Source organism: Sphaerisporangium album (assembly GCF_003323745.1).
Taxonomy (GTDB): Bacteria; Actinomycetota; Actinomycetes; order Streptosporangiales; family Streptosporangiaceae; genus Sphaerisporangium; species Sphaerisporangium album.
The window spans coordinates 278,298-289,614 of sequence record NZ_QOIL01000012.1; the positions used below are offsets into that span (position 1 = coordinate 278,298).

Consider the following 11,317-nt stretch of genomic DNA (forward strand, 5'->3'; position numbering starts at 1 on the left):
TGTGCGAGCCGCGGAACGCGCCGACCGTGCCCCACATCGACGGCGACCTCAGCGGGCGTTCGACGGTGGCGATCAGGAACATGGTGGTGCCGTACATCAGCATCAGATCGCCCGGGTTCTGGGCGTCGACGCTGACGGCCTCGGTCCACGCGTCGATCGTGCCGGTGATGACGGGGGTGCCCGCGGGGATGCCCGCGACCGCCTCCCGGGTCGTGCCGGCCACCTCGTCGGACCAGGCCAGTGGCGGCAGCTCAAGCCGTGGCGCGATGCGCTCCGCCCACGGGCGATACCAGTCGGCGGCCCCGATGTCGAACATCGGCGTGCACTGGCTCGCCGAGTGGCGGTCCAGGGTGTACGCGCCGGTGAGGCGGTACACGAGCCACGAGGCGGGCATGAACAGGCGGCGGGCGCGGCTCCACGTCTCCGGTTCGTGCTCGGCGAGCCACCTGAGCTTCGGCCCGACGGCCTGCGAGGACAGGACCGACCCGCACCGATCCAGGATCGCCTCGGGTCCGCCCAGCTCGGCGGTGAGGTCCTCGATCTGCGCGGACGCCCGAGTGTCGACGCCGTAGAGGATCGCCGGCCGCAGCGGACGCCCGGCCTCGTCCGTCAGCAGCGCGCACGGTCCCATCCCGCTGACGCCCACCGCCGCGATCTCGGCGTCGGAGCCCGCGCTCAGCTCGGCGGCGAGCTCGCGGAACTCGGTCCACCACAGCTCGCCGTCCATCTCGACATGACCGGGACGCGGGCGGCTGACCTCGTGCTCGCGTACGGCCGACGCCAGCAACCGGCCGGTGTCGTCCACCAGCACGCCCTTGCTGCTCGACGTACCGATGTCGACGCCCAGAAAAGCCTTTCGGGTCACTGCTTCTCCTTCAATGTCCGATCCGTGCGCAGGACCACCGTCCGCGCCGGGCCGTCGTCGCCGGCGATACGGTCGAGCAGCAGGCTCGCGGCCGCCTCGCCGAGTTCCCTGGCGGGCAGGTCCACGACGCGGATGCCCTGGCGCTCGAAGGACGCGAACGGCAGGTCGCCGAACACGGCGAGGCCGAACGCGTGCGGGGTGAGCCCCGCGTCGCGCAGCGCGTCGAGGGCTCCGGCCGCCATCAGGTTGTTGGCGACGACCGCGGCGTCCGGCGGCTCGCGGAGCGCCAGCAGCTCCGCCATCGCCGCCCGGCCGCCGTCGACGCGGTAGTCGGCGTAGCGCAGCAGCCCGTCGCCACCCGCTCCGTGGCGTTCGCCGGCCTGCCGCCACCCCTCCATGCGGAGCTGGGCCGTCTCGACCGAGCTGGGTCCGGTGATGCAGGCCACCCGCGAGAAGCCGTCGGCGAACAGCGACTCCGCGGCCGACAGGCCTCCGGCCCGGTTGTCGACGGTGACCGCGTCGATGTCGGGCCGGTTCAGACTCCGGTCGACGGCGACGACGGGGCATTTGCGGGCGAGGAGCCGGCTGACGTCGCTGGCGCCGTCGGCCGGGGCCAGGATGACGCCGGCCATGTGCTCGGCGAGCGCGATGTCGATGTACGTCGACTCGCGGGCGGGGTCGTCGTCGGTGTTGCACAGCACGACCGAGAAGCCACCGGCGCGGGCCCGGTTCTCCACACCGCGGGCGAGCGCGGTGAAGAACGGGTTCTCCACGTCCGGGATGATCAGCGCGATGACCTCGGAGTACTGGCGGCGGAGCCGCCGGGCCGTCCGGTTGGGCGTGAAGGCCAGCTCCGCGGCCGCGGCGCGTACGAGACGCTCGGACTCCGCCGATACGCGCGCTCCGTTCAGCACCCTGCTCACGGTGGCCGCCGAGACTCCGGCGCGGGCGGCCACCTGGTAGATCGTCACCTTCGAGCCGGCCATCCGGTCCCGCATGGGTCTGCGCCGTGTCCGGCGGTCGGTTCGAGTGGAGCGGTCATCGCTGCGCGGATCCTTCGGCCGCGGTCGGCGTGGGTCCTTCGGCGACGGCCGAAGCGGATCCATCGGCCGGAGCGGATCCATCGGCCGGGGCGGTGCCGAGGTCGTGCGCCAGCGCGCGCCGCCTGCGCGCACGCACCGCGCGGCTCACCGCGGCGCCGGGCGCGATCAGCTCGAAGGCGTGCACGGCGCCGGGGACGACCTCGAACCGCACCGGCACCCCGGCGGCGGCCAGCCGTCCGGCGTACTCGGCGTCCTCGTCGCGGAACAGGTCGAGCTCGCCGGTGTCGAGGTAGGTCGGGGGCAGACCGCGCAGGTCTGTGGCGCGCGCCGGGGCGGCCAGGGCGTCGGCGGGGCGTCCGCCGAGGTACGCCGTCCAGGCCAGCTCGGCGAGCCTGCGGTTCCACACCGGGGCGTCGGCGAGCTCCCGGGCGCTGGGGGTCACGTGCCGGTCGTCGAGCATCGGGTAGTAGAGGTGCGCGGCGGCGATCGGCGGCCCGCCCGCGTCCCGGGCGAGCAGGCACAGCGCCGCCGCGAGGCCGCCACCGGCGCTGCCGCCCGCGACGACGACGCGCGCGGATCGTTCCGCGCACCAGGCGAGGGCCGCGTGGCAGTCCATGAGCGGGGCGGGGTGCGGGTGCTCGGGGGCCAGCCGGTAGTCCACCGCGACCACGGTCACCCCGAGGTCGGCGGCGAGGTCCCCGCAGAACGCGTCCTCGGTGCGCGCGCTGCCGAGGAACATGCCGCCGCCGTGGATCCACAGCAGGCAGGCATTCTCGCCGTGGGGTTCCGGCCCGTGGACGCGCAGCGCGAGGTCCGTCCCGTCCGGGCGCGGCACGAGGACCACACGGGGCGCCACGGCGGGTTCCACGTCCACCCGCAGCCGGTCGTCCAGCGCGCGCACGGTCGCGACGTCGAGCGGGCCGCCGGGAAGGTGGGCGGTGAGCGTGCCGGCGAGCCCGGCCCGCAGCTCAGGATCGACCCGCTCGAGGATGGCGGCGGCGCCGCTCGTCATGCGCGGCCCTGGAGCGCGTCGATCTCGTCGAGGAGCCCGAGCGTCTGCGAGGCCGTGATCGCGAGCAGCAGCGGCAGCACCACGGCGGCCAGCACCCCGGCGGAGGCGGCCGCCGCGAAACCGCCCAGGCAGCCCATGGCGACGAGCGTCAGGGCCCAGCTCGGACGGAACGCGACGAGGATCGCCCCGCCCCGCACCGCCCGCAGGCCGCGCCGTCCCCGAAGGGCGCCGTAGGCCAGGGCGTACGGGAAGACGAGCAGCAGTCCCGCGGCTCCCGCGGCACCCGCGAGCGCGGCGCCGCCGCCGGAGTTCAGCGCCAGCCCGGCGAGCGAGACGCCGCCCGCGAGCAGCAGGGCGAGCGCCGGGTCCACCTCGCGCAGCGTCGCGAGGCGCGGGCCGTCGCCGCGCGCCACCGCGGCGGCGAACCGGACGAGGCCCGTCAGCGCGAGCGCCGGGGGCACGGTGGTCGCGGCCAGGATCCAGTCCGGCAACGCGGCGATCATCGCCACCAAGAGCGGAGCCGCCGTGGCGAGGCCCAGCGCGCCCGCGACGACGCACCGGGGCAGCTCGTGCCAGAACCCGAGCGCACCGCGCCTGACCAGCCACGGCAACGTCACGGCGACGACGCTCGACCGGGCGGGCATCAGAGCTTCAGCCCGCTCGACGCGATGGACTGGACGATGTACCGCTGCGCCGCGAGGAAGACGACCAGAACCGGGACGATCGCCATCGTGATCCCGGCCGCGATGGTGCCGAGCGACCCGGTCGAAAAGCGGCCGGCGAGCAGCACGAGGCCGACGGGGAGCGTCTGCCGGTCGGTGTCGCTGATCATCACCAGGGGGAGTAGCAGGTCGTTCCACCAGTAGGTGAAGCACAGGATGCCGAGCGTCGCGATCGACGGCCCGGACAGCGGGAGGATGATCCGGGCGAACGTGCGGAACTGGCCCGCCCCGTCGATCTTGGCGGCCTCCTCAAGCCCGCGCGGTAGCCCGAGGAAGTGCTGGCGCAGCAGGAAGATCCCGAACGCGCTGAAGATGCCCGGGAGGATGAGCGCCCACAGCGTGTTGGTGAGGCCGAGCTTCGACATGACCAGGAAAAGCGGGACGATCGTGACCTGGATCGGGATCATGAGCGATCCGATGACGAGGGCGAACAGGACGCCCTTGCCGCGGAACCGCAGCCGCGCGAAGGCGTAGGCGGCAGTCGAGCAGGTGATCAGCTGCGCGGCGGTGACGACGGTCGACACGATGATCGAGTTGAGGAAGAACCGGAAGTACGGCACCTGCTCGGTGACGCGGCCGAAGTTGCGCACGGTGAGGGTTCCGGCGTCGAAGGTCGGCGGCAGACGGTACAGCTCGGCGTCGGAGCCGGACAGCGCGCCGCGGAAGATCCACAGGAACGGCGCGGTGATGGCGAGGGCCGCGATGCCGAGGACCAGGAAGGTCAGGACGCGGGCGGCCAGGCGCCCGAGGCGGGGAGACATGCTCGTCGTCGCGGTGCTCATCAGTAGAACGTCCATCTGCGCGAGAACCAGAACTGGATGGCGGTGAGCACCACCAGGATCAGCGCGAAGGTGATGCCGATCGCGGAGGCGTAGCCGAGGTCGAAGTCCCCGAACGCCCGGTCGTAGAGGTACTCGACGATCGTCCGGCTGGAGTCGCCGGGGCCGCCCTGGGTGAGCACACGCGGCTCGGCGAAGATCTGGAACGAGTTGATCGTGTTGATCACGACCAGGAAGAAGATGGTGGGCGAGAGCAGCGGGAAGGTGATCCGCCAAAACCTCGTCCAGGCGCCGGCGCCGTCCACGATGGCCGCCTCGCGCAGCTGGTCAGGGATCGACTGCAGGCCGGCGATGTAGACGAGGATCGAGAACCCGATCGTCTTCCACGAGTTGACGATGATGACGGACACCGGCGCGAACGCCGAGGACCCGAGCCAGTCGATGCGGTCGACGTGGACGAGGCCGAGCAGGTAGTTGACCAGGCCGAGGTCCTTGTTGAGGAGGAACCGCCAGATCAGGGCCACCGCGGAGGCCGACACGACGAAGGGGAACAGGTAGGAGAGCCGGAAGAATCCGCGAAGCCAGCGGGGCATCCGGGTCTCGAGCAGCACCGCGAGCAGGAGCCCGAGGACGACGTTGACGGCGAGGATCGCGAGCGCCATGTAGGTCGTGGAGCCGTAGACCCCGAGCAGGCGCCCGTCGTGGATGAGCCGGTCGAAGTTGTCGAGGCCGACGAACGTACCGTCGCTCAGCAGGTTCCAGTTGTAGAAGCTCAGCACCAGCACGCCCACCGTCGGGGCGAGGACGAAGACGAGGAACGTGATGATCGACGGTGTGAGGAACGCTAGCGCGGCCGCCCCGTCGCCCCGCGGACGCGGGGCCGGGGGCCCGGGGTCGGTGACCGAGCGGTCGCCGACCCCGGGCCGGAGTGTGCTACTGGTTGTCATGAGTTGCCTTGCGCGAGATCGGGTCGGACTCAGCAGGTGACGATGCTGCTCAACTCACTCTGCATGCTCTTGAGACCATCCGAGACAGACGCCTCACCTGCGAAGATCTGCTGCAGGTGGCGCAGGACGGTCGACTCGAACGTGCTGTACTTCGCCGGTGCGGGGTACGGCACGAGAGTCGGGTAGTCGTCGATGCTGTTGTAGTACAGGTCCGAGTTGGCGGGGGGAACGCCGACCTTCGAGATCGTCTGGGCCACCGAGCGACGCGACGGGATGGAGTCGCCGGGCTTGTCGGGGGTGCCGACGTACTGCTTCTCGATCTCGTTGCTCACGGTGAACTTCTGGTACTCCCAGGCGAGATCCGGGTTCTTCGACGACTTCAGGATCGGATAGCCCGCGCCGCCGAACACCGTCTTGTAGGTGTCGCCCTTCGGGTAGAGCTGGATGTCGAACGCCTTGAACCCCGCGGGGAGGAAGGTGGCGATCGGCCACCGGCCCGCGCCGAACATGGCGATCTGCCCGTTCTGGAACCTGGTGAAGACATCGCTCATCGGCATGGGCGCCGGGGCGATCCCCTCGGTGATCATGCCGTTGAGGAAGCTCACGGCCTTGTTGACCTGGGGTGTGTCGGCGGTGGCCTGGCAGACGTCGTCGCTGGTGAGGTTGCCGCCGGCGTTGGCGACCCAGGGCATGATGCCGGGGAAGATCTCGTTGCTGGCCCAGGTGAAGCCGTACTGGTCGGGCTTGCCGTCGCCGTTGGTGTCCGCGGTGAGCTTCTTGGCGGTCGCCTTGAAGTCGTCCCAGGTCCAGTCGGGCTTCGGCGGGGCGATGCCGGCCTTCTTGAAGAGGTCGGTGTTGTAGTAGACGACCATGTCGTTCCAGCCGTATGCCAGCGTGACGACGTCGCCCTTGACGGTGAACCCGTCGATGAGGCCCTTCGCGATGTCGCCGACGATCGCCTTGGCGGCGGAATCCTTGTCGAGGTACTTGTTGATCGGCTGGACGAGGTTGTTGGAGTGGACGAACTGGGCGCCTTCGCCGGAGATGACCATGAGGTCGGGGTGCTTCCCCGAGGCGATGAGCGTCGCGACGTTCGCGTAGTAGGTGCCCCAGTTCTCCCCGGTGACCGGGGTGAGGGTGACCTTCACGTCGGAGTGCGCCGCCATGAAGGCGTCGGCCGTGGCCTTGTTGCCGCTCTCGGCGGCGGGGCCGTAGTTCCAGTAGACGATTTCGAGCGACTTTGCGCCGGAGGACGACGCCGAGTCGGAACCGTTTGAGCAAGCCGCAAGGGCGGTCACCGCCATGGCGGTGGTCGCGCAGGCCAGCGCGATCTTGCGGTAGGGGATGTTCATAGGCCTGCATCCCTCTCGATGGGAGCTTTGGGGTGCGCCACAGTGAAGTCTAAGAAATCGATTTCGTCAAGACCCGAAACACGTGGTTCATCTACCCATCGCTGATCAGGGGAATGTTGCGCTGGTATCGATTACAGCGCAGACTCCTTGCGCGCCCACTCCTCACGCGGCGACGCCGGAGGCGCGACCTCGGCGCGCAGGACCACGGTGCGCAGGGGCTGGGCGTCACCGGCGATGCGCTCGAGCAGCATGGTCGCGGCGGTGGTGCCGAGGTGCCGCGCCGGAAGCCGTACCTGCACCACGCTCGCCGGGGCCAGCGCCATGAACGGCAGCTCGCCGACGGCAGCGACGCCGAACGTCTCCGGCGAGATCCCGGCCTCCACCAGTGCCTGTAACGCCCCCACCGCCATCAGGTTGTTGGTGGTCACGACGGCGTCCGGCGGGGTGTCGAGGGCGAGCAGGTGCGTCATCGCCGCGTGCCCGCCGTCCACCCGGAAGTTCGCGTGCCGCAGGTAGCCCTCGCGCATGCGGGACGCGACGACCTGCCGCCACCCGTGGACGCGGTCCTCGGTCGCCTCGATCCCCGCGGGGCCCGCGATGCAGGCGACCCTGCGGTACCCGGCGTCGAACAGGGCTTTCGTCGCCGCGATGCCCGCCGAACGGTTGTCGATCTTGACGGCGTCGACCGGGTACGGCGTCGTGCGGTCGACGGCCACGACGGGACGTCCCAGCGACACGATCGCGCCGAGGTCGACCTCGTCCGAGGCCGGTGACAGGATCACGCCCGCCATCTGCTCGGACGCGGCGATCTGCAGGTAGCGCAGTTCCTTGCCGGGGTCGTCGTCGGTGTTGCACAGCACGACCGAGAAGCCCGACTCCTGGGCGCGGTCCTCGACGCCGCGGGCGAGCGCCGTGTAGAACGGGTTCTCGATATCGGGGATGAGCAGCGCGATGATCTCCGAGCTTCGCTTGCGCAGCCGGCGGGCGGTCTTGTTCGGGGTGAAGGCCAGCCTGGCGGCGGCGTCGCGGACGAGTCGCTGCTTCTCCTCCGAGACCGCGAGCCCGTTGAAGACGCGCGAGACGGTCGCGGGCGAGACCCCTGCCAGCGCCGCTACCTCGTAGATCGTGGCCATGGACACACCCTAGCGACCCCCGCGGGCCGCGGACCCCCTCGCTCTTGACACCTCCTCGTGACCTCGTCTAGCTTGTGTGAAATCGATTTCATGATCAAGATTTCCAGCCGTGCGCCAGGCCCCGCGGGGCCGAGGACGGCCGTCTGGCGATCATTTCCCGAAGGGAAGTCGGCGGTGAGGCGGTACACCGGAGATGCCCGGCGCGCGGTCGCGTTTCCGCTCGGAGGCTTCGGCACCGGGCACGTGGCCCTCGGCGGCGACGGCGCGCTGCGCCAGTGGCAACTGTCCGGGGTGGCCAACCATCTCGGATTCCTGCCCGACAGCTTCTTCGCGCTGCGGGTCTCCTCGACCGAGCCGCCCGGCGACGTCGTCCGGCTGCTGCGCTCCGCGCCGTTGCCGCCGCACGAGCGCCCCGCGCCCAACGTCTCCGACGCCGAGGTGCCCGACGCCGACCGGCTGCCGCCCTGGCCGACGGTGGCCGGCACGGAGTTCCACGCCGCCTACCCCTTCGCCGAGGTGTCCTACCTGGACGACGAGCTCCCCGTCGCCGTGTCGCTGTCGGCGTTCACCCCCTTCGTCCCGCTCGACTCGGACGCCAGCGCACTTCCGCTGGTGCGGTACCGCTTCACCCTGACCAACACCAGCCCCGAGTTCCGGCACGGCTGGCTGCTCGGCACGTTGCAGAACGCGGTCGGCTGGGACGGGGTCACCCCGATCGACGGCACCCGCGGCGCGGGCTACGGCGGCAACGTCAACCGCCTGCTGCGCCGTCCCGGCCAGACCGGCGTCCTCATGGACCACCCGGGCCTGGACGAGAAGGACCCGTCGTACGGCGAGATGCTGCTGTGGACCGACGGACCGGCCGCGGCGCTGCCCCGCGCGCTCGGCGCCGAGGCGATGCTGCGGTTCGTGGAGACCGCGAAGCTGGTGACGCCGATCCAACTGGGCGACTACAGCGACGCGGCCCTGCGTAACGCGGTCGCGGACGGGGTCTCGCCGCTGCGCGCGCCCGTCGGCCCGAGCCCGGCCGGACACACCTGGGACGCCGCCGTCGCGGTCGCGTTCGCGCTGAAGCCGGGGGAGACGACGACGATCGACGTCGTGCACGCCTGGTGGTTCCCCAACCGGTACGCCGACTTCGACCGGTTCGGCCCGCCGCAGTCGTACGGCGGCAGCCGGTTCTGGGTCGGCAACCACTACGCCGGCCGGTTCGGCGGCGCGCTCGACGTCCTCGACGCCTACCTCGCCGACCGGGACCGTCTCGACACCGCCTCGCGGGCCTGGGCCGACGCCGTCGCCGGCAGCGACCTGCCGGAGGAGCTACGCGAGGTCGTCTCCGCCCAGGGCACCCTCGTGCGCTCGCCCACCCTGTTCCGCACCGCCGACGGCCGCGCCTACGGCTTCGAGGGCGCGCTCGGCGCCTCCACCCGCAACTGGAACGGCGACGTCGGCGGGTCCTGCCCGCTCAACTGCAACCACGTCTTCAACTACGAGCAGGCCCTCGCCCGGCTCTTCCCGGACCTCGGGCGCAGCATGCGCGACACCGAGCTTTCCGTCCAGGCGCCCGACGGGGCGCTGCCGCACCGGGTGGTGCTGCCGCTGTACCTGCCGCAGTTCCACGACGTGATGATCGGCGGGCCGGAACGCCCGGCGCTCGACGGCATGCTCGGCGCGGTCCTCAAGACCTACCGCTCGGTGCTCGACGGCGCCGGCACCGACTGGCTGCGCGGACACTGGCCGGCGCTGCGCCACCTCATGCACCACGTCACGACGACCTGGGACCTCGACGGCGACGGAGTGCTGCGCGGTGACCAGCCCGTCACCTACGACATCAGCCTGCACGGGCCGAACATGTTCGTCGGCGGGCTGTGGCTGGCCGCGCTGCGGGCGATGCGCGCGATGGCCGTGCTGGTAGAACCGGCCGCCGCGTCCGCGTACGAGGACCGGTTCACGGTGGCGCGCGACAACTACGACAAGCTCCTGTGGAACGGCGAGTACTACTCCCAGCCGGTGACGGGCGAGGCCTACGACTTCGGCCTCGGATGCCTGTCCGACCAGCTCCTCGGCCAGTGGTGGGCGCACCAGCTCGGCCTCGGCCACATCCTGCCCCCCGACCGCGTCCGCGCCGCGCTCGCCGCGATCGTCCGGTACAACCTGCGCACGGGGTTCACCGAGCACGGCTACCGCGTCTTCGCCGACGGCGACGAGACCGGGCTGGTGGTGTGCAGCTGGCCCCACGGGGGCCGTCCGGACGTGCCTTTGCGCTACAGCGACGAGGTGTGGACCGGCGTGGAGTACCAGGTCGCCGCGCACTGCCTGCACGAAGGGCTCACCGACGAGGCGATGCGCATCGTCAGGGCGATCCAGGAGCGCTACGACGGCACCCGCCGCAACCCGTTCAACGAGATCGAGTGCGGCGACCACTACGTGCGCGCCATGGCCGGCTGGTCCCTGCTCGACGCCTACACCGGCTTCCACTACGACGCCACCACGGCCCACCTGAAGATCACCCACCGCCCCGGCCGCTACCCCTTCGTCGCCGGCACCGCCTGGGGCACCATCACCATCCCCACCGACGGCCCCCCAACCCTCCAAACCCTCGGCGGCACGCTGCCCTCCACCCTGACCATCGAGGTGACGGACCTCTCCTGAGCTCGAACCAGCGTCGCATCAGTCCCGAACACCGGACGCGGCCTCACCACCGGCAGACGGAACGAAAGATCAAAGCAATTGCGCGGCGGGGCGTCTCCGACGCATGCTTACGGTCGTGAACGGCCTCCCTACTCCGTTGCCCGAGTTCATTGACTGCGGCTGCCCGGACCTCTACTACTGCCCACAAGGCGGCGAAGTCGAATGCCCTCGCCACAGCGGCTTCGACATCTGTTGCGACGCCCTCGACCAGCATGTCCCTGTCCGAGGGTGACGTACCGAGCTTCGAGCGGCAGGCGAAGGAAGCCGACGCCTTGTCTTACTGCCCGAAGGAGAATCGGAGCTGGGCGTTGATCAGGAAGTTGAGCCGATGGCGCAGGTCGCCGAGCACGGCCTGTTCCGGGGCTTCTCCTGGCGTCGACAACGTCCAGCGCAGCGAGCATCCGTTCTGGGCGGGCCGGATGTCGAACCGGATCTCGTCACCGGGCCTCTCCGGCCACAACGACGACCAGACCACGAGCTCCGGCTCCACCGCCCGGAGGATGCGCGGCTCGACCTCATCGGACCGCAGCTCCAGCCACCGCCGCCCACCACGCCGCCACGGGTCGGCCAAACTCTCCCACACGATGTGAGCAGGCGGCGCCTGCGTCCGCTCCCGCGACCCCAACTCGATCACGTCACCAGTCTATGAGAGCGGTCACGTGGAACTCTTGATCAGCGGACAGAAAAGTCGAGGCTGACGGACAGCGGTTCCTGGTCGGCGGCCATCAAAAGTCCTGGTCAATGGCCAGGTTGATCTCCTGATCCTGTCCGTG

At 70.8% G+C, this 11,317-nt stretch carries 10 protein-coding genes; 1 reads left to right on the forward strand and 9 read right to left on the reverse strand.

From position 1 onward, the window contains the following. The 8 genes from DQ384_RS42260 to DQ384_RS22520 all read right to left on the reverse strand — a co-directional run. Positions 1-865, reverse strand: an 865-nt coding sequence (locus tag DQ384_RS42260) for an FGGY family carbohydrate kinase (protein WP_245966693.1), incomplete at its 3' end; no start/stop codon positions are given. Continuing rightward, positions 862-1,851, reverse strand: a complete 990-nt coding sequence (locus DQ384_RS22490; RefSeq protein WP_114030860.1) for a LacI family DNA-binding transcriptional regulator — start codon at positions 1,849-1,851, stop codon at positions 862-864. The genes DQ384_RS22490 and DQ384_RS42260, both read right to left, overlap by 4 nt. A gap of 52 nt (positions 1,852-1,903) precedes the next feature. After that, positions 1,904-2,920, reverse strand: coding sequence for an alpha/beta hydrolase (locus DQ384_RS22495; RefSeq protein WP_114030828.1), 1,017 nt, complete (start codon positions 2,918-2,920; stop codon positions 1,904-1,906). Beyond that, positions 2,917-3,564, reverse strand: coding sequence for a hypothetical protein (locus DQ384_RS22500; RefSeq protein WP_114030829.1), 648 nt, complete (start codon positions 3,562-3,564; stop codon positions 2,917-2,919). Before DQ384_RS22500 ends, DQ384_RS22495 begins: the two co-directional genes overlap by 4 nt. Further along, complete coding sequence (locus DQ384_RS22505) at positions 3,564-4,424, reverse strand: carbohydrate ABC transporter permease (RefSeq protein ID WP_181871340.1); 861 nt, start codon at positions 4,422-4,424, stop codon at positions 3,564-3,566. The genes DQ384_RS22500 and DQ384_RS22505 overlap by 1 nt, the downstream gene beginning before the upstream one ends. Beyond that, positions 4,424-5,368: a carbohydrate ABC transporter permease gene (locus DQ384_RS22510; RefSeq protein ID WP_114030831.1), complete on the reverse strand. Its 945-nt coding sequence runs from the start codon at positions 5,366-5,368 to the stop codon at positions 4,424-4,426. Before DQ384_RS22510 ends, DQ384_RS22505 begins: the two co-directional genes overlap by 1 nt. 29 nt (positions 5,369-5,397) lie before the next feature. Beyond that, positions 5,398-6,720: an ABC transporter substrate-binding protein gene (locus DQ384_RS22515; RefSeq protein ID WP_114030832.1), complete on the reverse strand. Its 1,323-nt coding sequence runs from the start codon at positions 6,718-6,720 to the stop codon at positions 5,398-5,400. Positions 6,721-6,851: 131 nt separating this feature from the next. Further along, complete coding sequence (locus tag DQ384_RS22520; RefSeq protein ID WP_114030861.1) at positions 6,852-7,853, reverse strand: LacI family DNA-binding transcriptional regulator; 1,002 nt, start codon at positions 7,851-7,853, stop codon at positions 6,852-6,854. 174 nt (positions 7,854-8,027) lie between these two features. Between DQ384_RS22520 and DQ384_RS22525 the strand changes: the two genes are divergently transcribed. Beyond that, on the forward strand, positions 8,028-10,505 hold the full coding sequence (locus tag DQ384_RS22525; RefSeq protein ID WP_220183063.1) for a GH116 family glycosyl hydrolase: 2,478 nt from the start codon (positions 8,028-8,030) through the stop codon (positions 10,503-10,505). 316 nt (positions 10,506-10,821) lie between these two features. Here DQ384_RS22525 and DQ384_RS22530 read toward each other — a convergent pair whose 3' ends face one another. Next, complete coding sequence (locus DQ384_RS22530) at positions 10,822-11,178, reverse strand: hypothetical protein (protein ID WP_114030834.1); 357 nt, start codon at positions 11,176-11,178, stop codon at positions 10,822-10,824. Between the last annotated feature and the right edge of the window lie 139 nt (positions 11,179-11,317).

Bases quoted from the DNA above. Each gene is read 5' to 3' on its own strand.
- DQ384_RS22510 (WP_114030831.1), bottom strand. From the start codon at position 5,368: ATGACAACCAGTAGCACACTCCGGCCCGGGGTCGGCGACCGCTCGGTC.
- DQ384_RS22515 (WP_114030832.1), bottom strand. From the start codon at position 6,720: ATGAACATCCCCTACCGCAAGATCGCGCTGGCCTGCGCGACCACCGCC.
- DQ384_RS22505 (WP_181871340.1), bottom strand. From the start codon at position 4,424: ATGAGCACCGCGACGACGAGCATGTCTCCCCGCCTCGGGCGCCTGGCC.
- DQ384_RS22500 (WP_114030829.1), bottom strand. From the start codon at position 3,564: ATGCCCGCCCGGTCGAGCGTCGTCGCCGTGACGTTGCCGTGGCTGGTC.
- DQ384_RS22495 (WP_114030828.1), bottom strand. From the start codon at position 2,920: ATGACGAGCGGCGCCGCCGCCATCCTCGAGCGGGTCGATCCTGAGCTG.
- DQ384_RS22490 (WP_114030860.1), bottom strand. From the start codon at position 1,851: ATGGCCGGCTCGAAGGTGACGATCTACCAGGTGGCCGCCCGCGCCGGA.
- DQ384_RS22520 (WP_114030861.1), bottom strand. From the start codon at position 7,853: ATGGCCACGATCTACGAGGTAGCGGCGCTGGCAGGGGTCTCGCCCGCG.